This is a genomic window from Halobacteriovoraceae bacterium (genome assembly GCA_020635115.1).
GTDB lineage: Bacteria > Bdellovibrionota > Bacteriovoracia > Bacteriovoracales > Bacteriovoracaceae > JACKAK01.
Map to the genome: position 1 here is coordinate 33,056 of JACKAK010000007.1, position 13,765 is coordinate 46,820.

A 13,765-nucleotide genomic window follows, 5' to 3' on the forward strand; every position below is an offset into this window, starting at 1 on the left:
TATACAAGGTTACTAAGGAGAATCTTTAACATTCTAAGTTTTCCGCCTTTTTACAAGATGCTCTTTGGGAAGGGTAAACTTTTCTTCCTTGTACTTGCCCATCGATTTTCTTAGCGCATTTTGCTTGGAGAAGTCGTCTACATCTGAGTTTTGTCAGTAAAGCCTACATTTTAAAAGTTTTATAAGGGAAATTTCTTCTCCTTTAGTACTTTGATTTCAGGTAAATTTTCAGGAGTTTTTCCTTTGGAGAAGCGGTCTTCAAATCAAGTTCACCATCGCCATCTCTATAGGTAGTAATGAGAAACAATTTCAACGGCGAGTTGCTTTTTAGCTTCCATAGGATGGATTTTTCCTTCTTTAATCTTCAGAAAACCTTCTTTTCAACTTCCTTTTAGTGGTTTGCGACTTAATAAATTATAGTAGCGGAATCATCAAGTCGTCTGAAATTCTATAACAATTTTTTCCAAACATGTTCTCAGCAGACTCATCTATACCAATATAGTTACCAAGACTTGACATTTTTGGACACCATCAAGTCCTTCGAGTATGGGCATCGTATGATTGTTGCTGTTCTTAAGTCCAGCTGCCCTTTGTAAATCACGTCCCATGAGTAAATTAAGTGTTTGGTCCGTTCCTCCTAACTCAACATCACTTTCTAAGACAACCGAATCATATCCTTGCATGATAGGATAAATTCAGAATATGATAGAGTTTCACTTTTAATTCGCTTTGAAAATCATCTCTTCTGATCATGGTTTGAATAGTTATATTAGACATAAGTCTAATCATCTCAACACTGGAGAGCTTTCATCGAGCCAATCTCCATTGAAGACAAATTTTAGTTTTAGAGAGGGGTCCAAGATTTTGCAACCTGTGCTTTATAGGTTTCTTGCGTTTCAATTACCTCTTCCTTCGTGAGTTGAGGGCGCGCGAGTTTTACTCTTCCGGTAGGGTCCCAATTCTGTGGTAAAACTCCAAATTAAAAAATCAGGCCTCATGCCCGAAATCTTGAAACTATACTTTCAGTTTATTTATGACCACGGCAGGTCCTATGTGGATATCAGGCGTGAGGGGTCTGCCCAAATTTAATTTTGAGGGTCTGAGTTTCATATGATTTTTAGTTTCTTCTAAAAAAAAGATCCTCAGGTATAATCTCTACACAACCCTCTTTAAGTTCAGAAGCTAATTGTTCTGGAGGACTGGATAGAAATAGTTTTCATTGACGGCCTTAAATAATTCAGAGGTTCTTTCTAGTCTTTTAAATTAAAAAGATCACAGAAAGCGCAGCAGGCGTTATTATTGTTTGACCAGTTCAGGTCCACATCGATTGGAGAGAGGTCATCAACGGCTAACCATTAAAAAGGTTTGGCGCTTCAATGTCATGCTGTGGAGAGCATAAAAGGAATTTTTTCCAACTGATTTAAATCCATTTTCCGTTTCGAGTTATTTTAAAGGAGATACCTTTGTAAGTATGTTTCAATGGCGATTGAACTTTAAGTCAACAGGTACTTCACCATTTGCGTTTGAAGGAAGCTCAAATTTACTTGTACCATGGATTTTTAGCGCCTTCAAATATTCGCTATTAAGATCCCTCTTATCATCTTTGACTGAAAAGTTTTTAACTAAATGCCACGATAAATTGACATGAATTACTTTCACATTTTGCAAGTCCTTTAGATTCTGAACTTGTTCCTTCAATTTTTTTAAGAAGATATTTCATATGATATGAAATTTTTGAACTTTTGAGGGAATAATTCCCATTTAGTCCAGCAAGAGCTGAGTAAGAAAAAACAATCACAAAAATAAAAAACAAATTCTTCATCGTTTCTCCTTAGAATTCAAATGTCATGGTAGTAGCAGCTGCAAGTAGTGAAAAATAGGCCGTTCCAGCAATTACACTATGTGCCTTTAATATTCCTTCGACTTTTTCACCCTTTTTATATTTCTCGTTTGCTAAGTATCCTAAGACTGGAGCAAGTAGCATTGCTGGCCCGTGAATCCAAGCAAGTCTTTTGTGCCATTTCATATTCCAGCTTTCTTCTCTTTCACCATCTAGTTCGGGAGCGGCCAGTGCAAAACCAGCTGCTGTATAATAAAGCGCTCCACCCGCTATTCCTGACCATTTGTGAAAATCAGTTGATTTGCCCTCTTCACCTGATAAAATTGTGCCGGTTAAGACAGCAAGAGAACTTAGGGCCAAAATTTGATGTGTTTTAAGCATCGATTTTCTCTGTGTTACTTTCGCTGACATAACGGGATCAATTTTGACTTTAGATTCATCGAACTTTAGATCATCTAAAGATAGTTCATTTGCAAATAGTAAATTACTGCAGAAAAATGTTAAAAAGAGTAGGTGCTTCATAAAATATCCTGATGAGAGTTGATTTATTGAATGTATTGAAATGTACGCTAGATAAAATTGCAAGAAATAAATGCAAATAAACATATATTTTTTATTTTGTAAATTTGATTTAATCCTAACAAATGCTTAGAAAATAAGTTTAAAAACAGGGGAGCTTAAGTTGAGATACATTTTTATTTCGAAGAAAGTGAGTCTAGCAGTTTTGAAAAACAGACAAGTTTACATGTTATATTTTTTTAAAAAATAGGAAGTGTATGATTTTTCCAAAATACTTAATTTTTGTTAGACTATTTGTTTTTATTTTTTCTTTCTGCCCGAATAGATGCAAAGATTGATACAATATACACAATAAAAACAGGGATTAAATTGTTATAGATAAAATCTTCAAGTGATAATGTTTTTTCAAACCTATATTCATAATATGAACGATAACCAAAAATATAGATTAATATAAAGACTCCACCCCAAAGAACAGTACCCTTAGTTTTCACAAGGAGAATCTCTTTTTAAAACTGCTGCCTGAAGCTAAATTTAGAAAAAGTTCATTATTTAATTCATTCAAATTATATTTATTATTATGAGTCGCAAAAAATTGAGTGACTCCTGATATATTTACAATTTCTATAATTACTTTTTCAGTGTATTGAGAATTTCCTACAACATCATGTAAATATTTTCTAAATATTCTTATCTTTAATTCCCAACCTTTTAGCACTTTTGGAACTTTAACAGCGGCTTGCAACTCATCTTTACCAATTGCTATTGCAATGACGGCGGCAATTTTGGGATTATAAAATGAAGTTAAAGCACTAATTAGAACAGTTATTGCATGTCCTGCAAACCTAATATTATCATCCAATAATTTATTCCATTTTAAAACAGCTTCATCTGTATGAAATTCTAGCAAATACTCATGCGTGACACCTACGTTGTTTGAGATAGAACACCTAGGTTCTTTGCCTGTTCCCATCCATCGTCCACCATCTGTCCAATTTGAAATTCGATTACACTCGTTTTTTAAAACCTCTATATCACGAAAGTTAAGAACTTTTAGCATTGTGGACCTTTATTCAACTTATATCTTTACATTCAATAAATAAAAAATAATTCGACGAGTGTTGCTATAACACGTAAAAAGTTAAGGATATAGAGTAGAATTAAGTGATTGTAAATATCACCATGTAAGTAACTTAGATGACTCTAAAAGCTTATTTTCTCAAAAATCTCCCTAAGCTTGCTTCTTTTTTATTGTGGTGCGTTTGTGTTGAGAGGGGCATTAATTGGTGAAAATTCTTATTTTTGTGTCCAGAATTTATAAATTTGTAATGCACTTTCAACAGTTTCTTGATCATGAGCGTAGTATTGAAGGGATTTTTCAAGATGGTTGATAAAATAATTTTTTTGTTCTTGGGTTAAGTAATGTAAATAGGGGTGGACAGTTTGTTTGAGCCTCAGGTGGAGTTTAGGTATTGCCAAAAAATCTTCAATTAATAAAACAATGGCCTCAGAAAGAAGGTTTAAAGCTTTGTCCATTTGATTATCATTTATAGCAATACTCATACTTTGTAGATTATCTTTTAAAACTTTTCTGTATTGGTAGAATATATTTTTTGAAATTTGGTCATTTGTAGTTTCAATTTTTTGAGTTATATTCCAAGATCGTCCTAAATGGTCATATAAAGGGCCTTTTTTCTTAATATTTTGTAGACCTTCTAAAGCAAATGAAAGTTGCCTATATTTAGGGGCCAATCTTTCCCATATTGGTGCTCCAAATATGATAACTCCAAAAATTGAAATCTGAGTGACTATTGTAGAGAGAAACTTCAAATTGTCAGGTAAATTATCCAAGAGATATTGGCCACTATAGGCCGAAAGTACCATGATGAAGATTATAAACATGAGGGCGATTATTCTCTGTTTCGTTTCATGAATTTCATGGAGAGAACTCTCAAAAGCACTACTTTTATCACCGTTGTATTTTTGTAAATCATTTAAGAGTTTATTTACTTTTTTAGACAAAATCCATAGGTAGATTTTTGTATTTTTATCGAGTTTATAGTGTTTAAATAATTCTTTAACTTCATTTTCACTGAATTTATTCGAATTGATTTTTGTTAAAAAAAATTCACATTTGGGACTGGAAGCAAAAAGCAATTGGGGAATGAGAATTAAAATGAAAATTTTTCTGAACATGCCCACCTCGCGAGACTAAATGACGGGGTCTGACTTACACCGATTGGTGATTACAGTTGCGCGACAGTGGCGGATTTACACCGCTCTTCACCGTTTAAAACATTCACAGCAATCTATTCTGGTTTTTCTTTTGTGTCCATGTTTTTTAGGCCAGAAGGTAATACATTAATACCTAATTTTTTGCCAAGAGTTACAATAAGTGGAATTGTAATCGGTGCAAAAGGAAGAAAGAGAAAAACGCCTAGACCAAGACTTTTGATTATATCTCTGAATTGTTCATTTGCAAAATCCATCTCTTCAGCGCTGGCCTGACCAATTGTATATTTACGATATATTTCAAGCATTTGTTTCGTTTCTTTGCTTTCCTTCGCTAGACCATTTTTGAGTTTATTTAGTGACTCAATAAGAGTTGCTCGTTTGTCTTCTCTAGAATTATAGATAATCAAGAGTGAAGAGACTGCACGATAGAGATATTTTTTAATAGTAACCACCAATTTTCTAAAAAAATTCATGCAAGAAATTACATCTAACAAGCTTAAATGTCATCATATCAAGATCAAGTTTATAAAGAATTTAACGTAATGAGGGCCGCAGCTTTTAAATGGTGGTCGGTACAAGGATTGAACTTGTGACCCCTTCGATGTCAACGAAGTGCTCTCCCACTGAGCTAACCGACCGAGTGAATTCGTATGGTGACAGAGACTACTAAAAGAAAAGCAGAAAGTAAATGTGAATGTTTTAAATGAGTTTTGTTTTTAAACAGGATTGCCGAGTTTCGTTTGGGCCTTTATAATCAATTTATGCCTCATAGACTTGGTCACTCATTATTAAAACTTATCGCATTGCAATTAAAAGATTATGCTCATTACTATATTTTTGCTTTAATTACACTTATACTCACTCATTATATTCAAAGTCATCTCCCTTTTATGGCCAAAGAAATAGCCGACTTAATAGAAAAGGGGAGTCATGAATTTCCCTTTATCGCGCTACTTTTACTTGCTCTTGGAATAATTCTTTTTCGTACAAGTTCAAGACTACTTTTTTTCTATCCGGCCAGAGTAATGCAACGCAATCTTAGAGTAGAAATACTAGAAAAACTAGAGGAGACAATTCCTGAACGTTATAGAAACTATTCAGATGGACAGATTTTTCAAACAGTCTATAACGACTTTGAACAAATTAGAACCCTAGTTGGATTTGCTCTTCTCCAATTTGGTAATATTGTAATCGCTTGTGCAATCTTAATACCTAAACTATCGTCCCTTTCTCCAAAACTTTTGATTGCACTTTCTCCTATGCTCATAACATTTTTAATTTTTACACTCATAGTTTCAAATAATAGAAAATACTTTAAGGCATCTCAAGATATGGCCGCAGAAGTTCAAAATCATATTATGGAGTCATATAAGGGGAAGGCCACTATCAAAAATTATCAGGCCGAAAAAGCTTTCCTTGAAATTTTTAGAACTCATAGTTTTAAAGAACTATATAATTCATTTAAAGGCGGCATTAGTATATCCATCTCGATGCCTCTTATTCCATTAGGAGTAGGACTTTCTCTGATTTGGGGAGCAATGATTATAAAAGATCTTGATTTAGGAACAACACATTTAATAACTTTTTCAGGTTTTTCATTTTTATTTTTAGAACCACTTATGTTTGTCTCGTGGATTGGTGTTGTCACAGTGAGTGCTCTAGCATCTTGGAAGAGAATTAGGGAACTTCTTATTATTTTAGAAACTCAAAGTGATCTTGAAAAGAAATTAAAAATGAACAACTCTGATGTTCAAAAGAAGACTGAGTTTGAGTTTAATTTGAATTTTTGGGATAAAACCTTGAAAGTCGTGATTCCTAAAAATAAAATAAGTGTCCTAATTGGCAAAACTGGTTGTGGGAAATCTGAGATTCTCAAACAAATCGCTCTTTGTTTGAAACAAGAAGGAGTTCAAACATCTTACGTCTCTCAGGCCCCCTACCTCTATAATGATAGGCTTACGGACAATATATTTTTGGGGCATATACCAACAGATGAGCAACTGAAACAAGCAAAATGGCTCTTAGAACTTTTTGAACTAACCTATATTAATCGGGATTTATCAGAATTGATGAAAATGGAAATAGGGGAGAATGGAAAGAGGCTTTCTGGAGGACAGTCAAAAAGATTAGCATTGATAAGGAGTTTGATCCTACCGAGTCAAGTCATCATTTGGGACGACCCGTTTTCATCTGTAGATGTCATCCTAGAGAAAAGTATATTTTTAAAATTAAAAGAGTCTAATATTTTTCAAGGAAAAACAGTTATCATGTGCGGGCATCGACTCACAACGGTTAAGCATGCAGATAATTTAATTTATCTTTGTCACGAAAATGATTCTGTAGGAATTTTAGAACAAGGTAGTGTTGAGAAATTATTATCAATAAAAAATGGGCCTAGTTATGAGTTTTTCGAAAAACAGATGGTTTGAATTTATTCAATTTAAAAATTCATCGCTTGTTTTTTCAGGAATTTTAATTTCTTTTGTCCTCTCTATTATTACAGGGTTATTTGTTCCAGGGTTCATCGCAAAATTAGGTGAAACATATTCGAATGGGAGCTCGTTTAATCAATCTTTACAGAACTTGGGACTTTTATTAATCGTAATCTACTTGAATAGAGTTCTCTATCAATTGATCATAAACTACTTCGTCAGAGAATTAGTTGCCTCTGTTCGCAGTAAACTTTATGAAAAATGGATCACTTCTTATGAAATTAAAACGAGTGGTATGCAAAAAGATGACAAGTTTCCGATGGGAGAAGTTATCGCAAGAATTATCTCTGATACTGAATCTTTTAGAGATTTAGTGACTTCAGGTAGTTTTGGTATAGTTATTGATATTCTTTTTGTTATTTCAGGATTGATTGGTTTTATTAAACTCAATTTTACCTCTGGAATATTTTTAGGAGTGATTGAATTACTTGCGGCCTTTGGTCTTATTTTTGGCTCAAAATATATGAGAGATATTTTTCAAAAAGTTAGGGCCGCTAGAGGAAAAGTTTCACGGGCCGTTGCCAATGTTGTTGGTGGGCTAGGTGAAGCTCATTACATGGACAATCAAAAATACGCTAGTAAAAAAGGTAGTTTTTATTTCGATGACTTCCTTAAAAAACAATTGATGGCCAATGTTTGGGACGCCTCTTTTTATTCACTCGCTGAATCATTATTTCCGGTATTTTTAGTGCTTATTGTTCTTATCTTTCCCTACTCAAAAATCACAGAGACTGCCGTTATTATTGCCATTATTGATCTTATTCAAAGGTCCATAGGCCCGATAAAAGATATTGCTTCAAAAATTGCTAATATTCAAAGAGCAATAACGGGGTTTAACAGAATTTCAGAATTTCAGGATCATCTAGATGAAGGGGCCCATTCTCCACTTGAACATAAAGAACTGAATATCAATTTTAAAGAACTTAAGATCAATATCAAACACTTCTCTTATAGTGGAAATAGTGCAGAGTTTTCTCTTGATGATATTGAATTTAGTGGTTCAAAAGGTGAACTGATTGGCCTTGTCGGACTTTCTGGTTCAGGTAAGTCAACAGTGCTTAATATTTTATCAGGAAATATTATACCAAAAGAAGGTGAGATTAAAATATCTAGCGACAAAGAAGTTCTCTCTTTTCCCGGAGAAACAATTGAAGATATTATTAACTACCGATATCTCGTGGGCATTGTTTCTCAAGATTCTCATATCTTTACAAAACCAATGTATTTTAATCTAACTCTAAGCGATAATGATAACCCAGATTTTTATAAATTTTGGGATTTTGTCTGTGAACAGATACCATACGTGAAAATTTGGAATGAATATTTGCAAAAAGAACTAAATACTAATGAACTTTCTTTAGGGCAAAAACAACTCATTTGTGCTTTGAGAGCATGTTTTCTCAAAAGACCGATTGTGTTATTTGATGAAATATCTTCTGCCCTTGATTCAAATTTAGAAGAAGCTCTTCGCAAAGTTATTTTATTAGTCCAGAAACAAAGCTTAACAATTATTGTGGCCCATCGTTTTGAGACGATAATTCAGGCCAATAAAATAGTCATTTTAGAAAAAGGACGTAAAGTGGGAGAGGGGGTGCACGATAATTTGATCAAAACTCATCCTACTTATCAGCAATTTATATCACATTTGACTCACTAATAGATGTTTTCATTTCATTTTCTTATGAATAGAATAACCACTAACATTTTGTCCATGTTTTTAAGGAGTACATTTTATGAAGAAGACTAAGTTTTTACTTGTCCTACCATTGGCCATAATGGCGATTTTCTCTTGTACAAAGGAAGTTGTTTCACAAACAAAGTATATATTCAAAGGGCCATCTACAAACAAACTAGTGGCCAAGTCAAAAACATTTCAAATAAATGAGGCAGAGTTCTATAAAGATATTCGTTCGGATATTTATGAGGCCGAAATGAAAGTTTTTGAAATTAAAATGAATCGCCTGAAATCACTAGTTTTAGAAAAACTAGTGATGAATGATCCACAAAGAAAAAATATGACAAATGATCAATTTATGGATGAGTTCATTGCTAAAGGAATTAGTGTAAAACCATCTGATATCGATGATTTTGTTAAAGAAAGAAAAATTCCCTCAACTCATTTAAATGAGCAAATGAAAGAAAGAATTAAAAGTTTTTTAGAACTTGAAAAGAAAAAAGAAGCAGTTGAAAAATGGGTTGCACAAAAAGTGGGAGATGCTGGAATAGAAGTTTTTCTAGATGAACCTCAAAGACCTATCTTTAAAGTAGATGCAGGAAATGCACCCTTTTTAGGAGACAAAGATGCAAAGGTCACGATTGTAGAATTCTCTGATTTTCAGTGCCCATTTTGTCAGAAAGGTGCTGAAATAATGACGGAAATTAAGAAAAAATACGGAAATAAAGTAAAAATAGTTTTTAAAAATTTCCCATTACCTTTTCATAATAATGCACTTATCGCAGCACAATCAGCATTATGTGCTCATGAACAAGATTCAAAAAACTTTTGGAAAATGCATGATGTAATGTTTGCAGATCAGGCCAAACTTTCAGAGTCTGATTTGAAAGAAAGCGCTAAAAAATTAGCTCTTGATATGACAAAGTTTGAATCTTGTTTAAGTTCAAAAAAATATGAAAAACAAGTTCAGATGGATATGGAAGAGGGAAAAAATATAGGTGTGAAATCGACACCAACCTTTTTCGTTAATGGTAAATTAATTAATGGAGCTCATCCTGTTGAGGTCTTTTCTGAGCTAATTGATCAGGAATTATAGTCAATTGTTGAATTTATCCCCCTAAGATCTCTTGATTGAGGGGGATTTTTCCTTTTTTTCCTACCAGATTGTTACATCATCTTGCGTTATGATAGAAGTGTGGCATTTTGCCTTCTTCTCAAGGTGTAAAAGATGGATGTGAATGACTATTCTTATAGATTATCAAAAGCTCGAGAAAACTACAACGAAGCTCGAGATGAACTTAGTAAAGACTATAATGAGAGCTTAAAGGCAACACAGAACAGACATAATGCTGCCAAGGAAAAACAAGCTCAAAGTTTTATAAATGCAAAAAATGATCTTGAAGAAGATTATGGTGAATCAGTTGATCGTTTCAGAGAAAAATCAACAGAAGCATTGAAAAAACAAAAAGAATTTTTAAGTAATGTTAATGAAGATCAAAAAATAGAATTTGATAGAGAAAGAAGAGATATGCGAGATACTTTTGATAGAAAGTTTCGCAATCTCCAAGATTCGTACAATATGACTTTAAGAGATGTAGATCGAACTCACGAAGATCAAGTTGATTCAATGAGACAAAACCAAAAAGATCGTATTAAGCATTTACAAGTTAATACACAAGACAGCATTGATGAAATAAAAAAAAATGCAGATGAGTCGATTCTATCTCAAAAAGTAACTGCCAATAAAGAAAAAAGAGACCTGATTGATCGATATCAAATTGAAAAGAAAGATTTGGTAGCTGATTCAAGTACTGGAAAAAATAAAATGAAAGCAGAATTTCAAAATCAACTAGATGATTTGAGAAGAGTTCGTGATCGACAATTAGAAGATGTAAAAGGGCATCAAGAAACAATTGTGAAAGGCCTAATGAATAGAAATGATCAAAGGGTTGATGAAATTACAGAAAATTATGATTATCTCACTGATAAAATTAATCGTAAGAACCACGAAGAAAAAATTGCATCCAATGCCGAGAATAAAATAAAATTTAAAGATCTTGAAAGGAAATTTACAACAGATCTATCTGCCCTCAAAAGAAAAACTGATTCAATTACAAACGAGGGTGGATTTGGTGATTCAGGGAGAAGGGAAGCTATTGAAACCAAGAAAAACTATGAGGGAAAAATTGATGCTCTTAGAAATCAAATTCAAGAAATCAAATTTGCTGCAGACGATGCACTTGTAGATCAGCAGAATTCTTTTAAATCGAGTTCATTTCAACAATCTAAAGAATTTCAGAAACAAACTGACGATGTTGCGATAGATAACTCAAAAGTTTTAAGTGAACAAACAAGCAAATCTAGAATTGATAAAGAAAAGTTAATTGAAGATTTTAGAAAAGAACAAAATGCACAAAGTAAGTATATGACAGATACATTGGAATCTAAAGATAAGTTTGTAGATAGGCAGCTAGATGAATCACGCCGTCAATTTGCAGAAACTGTAAATGAATTAAACGAAGATAGTTTGGAGCGTTTATCAAAAATTCAAAAAGAGTATGCAACAGAGCAAACGAAGTTTGTAGAGAAGGCCAAAGTTGATGAATACAATAAACTTGAAGATCTAAAAGATAATTTTGCAGATAAAATTCAAAAAACTACTGATGCTTATGAAAAAAGGTTACGTACTCAAGGTCAAGAAAGTGAACAAATGAGGGAGAAGTTTGAAGAAAAAATTTCTACATTGATTAATGACACAAAAAAACAACTAGAAGAATTTAAACAAATCGAAGCACAACGTCGAATTGAAATTGATCGTGAAAATTCACGAGAATCTAAAGAAAGAGAAAAAATTCACGAGGATGAACGAGAAAAAATGAGAAAAGAATATGAAACGATGGTTGTTGACACAAAAAAAGAGAATGCAAGACAAATTAATAAACTAGTCTTTAAGTATGAAGAGCAATTAAAAACAGTTAAAAAAGAAAATGAACGTGAAAAAGCTCTTATGGAAAATCAGTTTAATCAAGAATTGAGTAGAATTGAAAAAACAAATAATCTTGAACTTGAAGGACTTGAACAAAAATATGAAGATAAACTTCAAAAACTTAAAGATTACAATGATGAACTTCAAGATAAATTATCGCAAAAATATTCATAATACTTTTTACCAATTAATTTGTTATTTGTTATAATACAAACAAGAAAATTAAAGGTAGTAAAATGAGAAGAGCAAAAATTGTGGCCACTTTGGGTCCATCAAGTAATTCTATTGAAATGATTGAGAAACTTATCCGAAATGGAATGAATGTTGCCAGGGTCAATATGAGTCATGGGTCGTATGACGACCACCGAAAATTAATTCAAACAATCAGATCAGCTTCTAAAAAAACAGGTTGGGAAGTTGCAATTCTTCTCGATTTACAAGGTCCAAAAATTAGAGTTGATAAACTTAGCGAAAATCTCACGTTAAAAGAAGGAGAAACTTGGGTTATTGGTGAAACAAAGCTAAAGAAAAATTATCCTGAATATGAAAATTGTTTTATTCCTACAAATTATGAAAAATTAGTCAATGATACAGAATCTGGAATGCGAGTTTTGTTTGATGATGGACTTATAATTGCTAAAGCAATTCAAAAAGATAGAGAAGTTTTAAAAATAGAAATTATTACTGGAGGAATTTTAAAATCCAATAAAGGAATAAACTTACCCGATGCAGATGTTTCTGCTCCTAGTTTCACACAAAAAGATCGTTCAGATCTCATGTTTGGACTGGAAAACATGGTTGATTATGTTGCTCTATCTTTTGTAAGGCGCGCTTCTTGCATTCAAGAAGTCAAAGGTATTATCCATGCTCTAAAACAAAGGGTGCCAGTTGTTGCAAAGATTGAAAAACCTCAAGCAATAGATAATATCGATGAGATTATCGACGTTGCAGATGTGATTATGGTTGCCAGGGGGGACATGGGAGTTGAACTTGGAAATCATCTTGTTCCACAAGTCCAAAAAAAGATCATTGGAAAATGTAATGATAAAGGAGTACCAGTAATTACTGCTACTCAAATGCTAGAGTCAATGATTAACAATCCTACTCCTACTCGGGCCGAAGCTTCTGATGTTGCAAATGCAATTTGGGATGGTACAGACGCAGTGATGCTCTCGGGAGAAACTGCTGCAGGCAAGTATCCTGTTGAGGCCGTGAAAATGATGAGCAGTATAATTATTGAGGCAGAAAGAGTCCCTAAAGAAAGACCCTATATGAGAAATATGGACTTATCTAGTGTCAATTCTGCAACAATGGTCGCAGCATCCCTCATCGCAGAGAAAACAAATGCTAAAAGAATTCTAGCAGTTACTCAAACAGGAAATTCATGTTTGAAACTTTCACGATTTCGACCTAAAACGAGTGTCTTAGGTGTGACAAATGAGATTAAAACTGTGAGGAGAATGTGCTTGATGTGGGGAGTGACACCTTTTTTATTAGATGAATATGACGAAGATGATTCAGAATTAGAATATGAAGTGATCGAAAGGGTAAAGAAGTTTCAAGAATTAAAAAATGGTGACAAGCTTGTTATAACGAGGGGAGATGGACAATTTTTTTCTAGAGGGACTTCTAATTCCGTTCGTGTTGAAATTATTAAAGATGCAAATAAAGAATATGGATCAAACGATGATATTTTATCGGTTGAATTTTCCAAAGGAAGAATTCTGCTAGACACAAATGTATGTGCTTCTTGTCAGAACTGTGTACAGATTTGCCCTCACCAAATATGGCAAGTAAAAGACAATGAATCTAGAGACACATATATTAAGAAAGAGAACGTTGAAAAATGCACTTTTGACATGGAATGTGTTAGAGTCTGTCCTTCTGGAGCAATTGAGATTTCAAGTAATGATTAAATACATCTTTAAATTCTCTAGTTTGAGATAATTTTTAAAATTGGTTACATTTATACTGTAATGGTTGCCTATAAAGGCAATTCAAAAATCACACCTTTGATA

12 protein-coding genes, 1 tRNA gene and 1 riboswitch are annotated in these 13,765 nt (G+C 33.1%); of the genes, 5 read left to right on the forward strand and 8 right to left on the reverse strand.

The features are described 5' to 3' along the window. Positions 1–488: 488 nt before the first annotated feature. The 8 genes from H6622_11805 to H6622_11840 form a co-directional block, all read right to left on the reverse strand. Positions 489–683, reverse strand: coding sequence for a hypothetical protein (locus H6622_11805; protein ID MCB9062196.1), 195 nt, complete (start codon positions 681–683; stop codon positions 489–491). A 935-nt stretch (positions 684–1,618) separates the two neighbouring features. After that, the gene (locus H6622_11810) at positions 1,619–1,822 is read right to left on the reverse strand and encodes a hypothetical protein (protein ID MCB9062197.1); all 204 of its coding nucleotides are present in this window, start codon (positions 1,820–1,822) and stop codon (positions 1,619–1,621) included. A gap of 9 nt (positions 1,823–1,831) precedes the next feature. Next, complete coding sequence (locus H6622_11815; GenBank protein MCB9062198.1) at positions 1,832–2,362, reverse strand: hypothetical protein; 531 nt, start codon at positions 2,360–2,362, stop codon at positions 1,832–1,834. Positions 2,363–2,649: 287 nt separating this feature from the next. Further along, positions 2,650–2,853, reverse strand: coding sequence for a hypothetical protein (locus H6622_11820; protein ID MCB9062199.1), 204 nt, complete (start codon positions 2,851–2,853; stop codon positions 2,650–2,652). Further along, on the reverse strand, positions 2,850–3,419 hold the full coding sequence (locus tag H6622_11825; GenBank protein MCB9062200.1) for a hypothetical protein: 570 nt from the start codon (positions 3,417–3,419) through the stop codon (positions 2,850–2,852). Before H6622_11825 ends, H6622_11820 begins: the two co-directional genes overlap by 4 nt. A gap of 236 nt (positions 3,420–3,655) precedes the next feature. Then, on the reverse strand, positions 3,656–4,555 hold the full coding sequence (locus H6622_11830) for a hypothetical protein (GenBank protein MCB9062201.1): 900 nt from the start codon (positions 4,553–4,555) through the stop codon (positions 3,656–3,658). A 3-nt stretch (positions 4,556–4,558) separates the two neighbouring features. Then, a riboswitch (cobalamin riboswitch) is annotated at positions 4,559–4,687 on the reverse strand. Beyond that, positions 4,669–5,067 carry a hypothetical protein gene (locus tag H6622_11835; GenBank protein ID MCB9062202.1) on the reverse strand — a complete coding sequence of 133 codons (399 nt, stop codon included), beginning with the start codon at positions 5,065–5,067 and terminating at the stop codon, positions 4,669–4,671. It overlaps the preceding riboswitch by 19 nt. Before the next feature lie 90 nt (positions 5,068–5,157). Beyond that, positions 5,158–5,232: transfer RNA gene (locus tag H6622_11840), tRNA-Val, on the reverse strand. 123 nt (positions 5,233–5,355) lie between these two features. Here H6622_11840 and H6622_11845 point away from each other — a divergent pair. The 5 genes from H6622_11845 to pyk all read left to right on the forward strand — a co-directional run bounded on the left by H6622_11845 (position 5,356) and on the right by pyk (position 13,663). Further along, positions 5,356–7,023 carry an ABC transporter ATP-binding protein gene (locus H6622_11845; protein ID MCB9062203.1) on the forward strand — a complete coding sequence of 556 codons (1,668 nt, stop codon included), beginning with the start codon at positions 5,356–5,358 and terminating at the stop codon, positions 7,021–7,023. Then, positions 6,995–8,743 carry an ABC transporter ATP-binding protein gene (locus H6622_11850; protein MCB9062204.1) on the forward strand — a complete coding sequence of 583 codons (1,749 nt, stop codon included), beginning with the start codon at positions 6,995–6,997 and terminating at the stop codon, positions 8,741–8,743. The genes H6622_11845 and H6622_11850 overlap by 29 nt, the downstream gene beginning before the upstream one ends. 76 nt (positions 8,744–8,819) lie before the next feature. Continuing rightward, positions 8,820–9,857: a DsbA family protein gene (locus H6622_11855; GenBank protein ID MCB9062205.1), complete on the forward strand. Its 1,038-nt coding sequence runs from the start codon at positions 8,820–8,822 to the stop codon at positions 9,855–9,857. A 132-nt stretch (positions 9,858–9,989) separates the two neighbouring features. Further along, entirely contained in the window at positions 9,990–11,921 is a 1,932-nt protein-coding gene (locus H6622_11860) for a hypothetical protein (protein ID MCB9062206.1), read from the forward strand. Positions 11,922–11,983: 62 nt separating this feature from the next. After that, positions 11,984–13,663 carry a pyruvate kinase gene (pyk, locus tag H6622_11865; GenBank protein ID MCB9062207.1) on the forward strand — a complete coding sequence of 560 codons (1,680 nt, stop codon included), beginning with the start codon at positions 11,984–11,986 and terminating at the stop codon, positions 13,661–13,663. Positions 13,664–13,765 lie beyond the last annotated feature (102 nt).

What these genes read in the sequence shown, in the direction of transcription:
- H6622_11825 (MCB9062200.1), bottom strand. Translation starts at nt 3,419, where the DNA reads ATGCTAAAAGTTCTTAACTTTCGTGATATAGAGGTTTTAAAAAACGAG.
- H6622_11815 (MCB9062198.1), bottom strand. Translation starts at nt 2,362, where the DNA reads ATGAAGCACCTACTCTTTTTAACATTTTTCTGCAGTAATTTACTATTT.
- H6622_11845 (MCB9062203.1), top strand. Translation starts at nt 5,356, where the DNA reads ATGCCTCATAGACTTGGTCACTCATTATTAAAACTTATCGCATTGCAA.
- H6622_11855 (MCB9062205.1), top strand. Translation starts at nt 8,820, where the DNA reads ATGAAGAAGACTAAGTTTTTACTTGTCCTACCATTGGCCATAATGGCG.
- H6622_11810 (MCB9062197.1), bottom strand. Translation starts at nt 1,822, where the DNA reads ATGAAGAATTTGTTTTTTATTTTTGTGATTGTTTTTTCTTACTCAGCT.
- H6622_11805 (MCB9062196.1), bottom strand. Translation starts at nt 683, where the DNA reads ATGCAAGGATATGATTCGGTTGTCTTAGAAAGTGATGTTGAGTTAGGA.
- pyk (MCB9062207.1), top strand. Translation starts at nt 11,984, where the DNA reads ATGAGAAGAGCAAAAATTGTGGCCACTTTGGGTCCATCAAGTAATTCT.
- H6622_11850 (MCB9062204.1), top strand. Translation starts at nt 6,995, where the DNA reads ATGAGTTTTTCGAAAAACAGATGGTTTGAATTTATTCAATTTAAAAAT.
- H6622_11830 (MCB9062201.1), bottom strand. Translation starts at nt 4,555, where the DNA reads ATGTTCAGAAAAATTTTCATTTTAATTCTCATTCCCCAATTGCTTTTT.
- H6622_11835 (MCB9062202.1), bottom strand. Translation starts at nt 5,067, where the DNA reads ATGAATTTTTTTAGAAAATTGGTGGTTACTATTAAAAAATATCTCTAT.
- H6622_11860 (MCB9062206.1), top strand. Translation starts at nt 9,990, where the DNA reads ATGGATGTGAATGACTATTCTTATAGATTATCAAAAGCTCGAGAAAAC.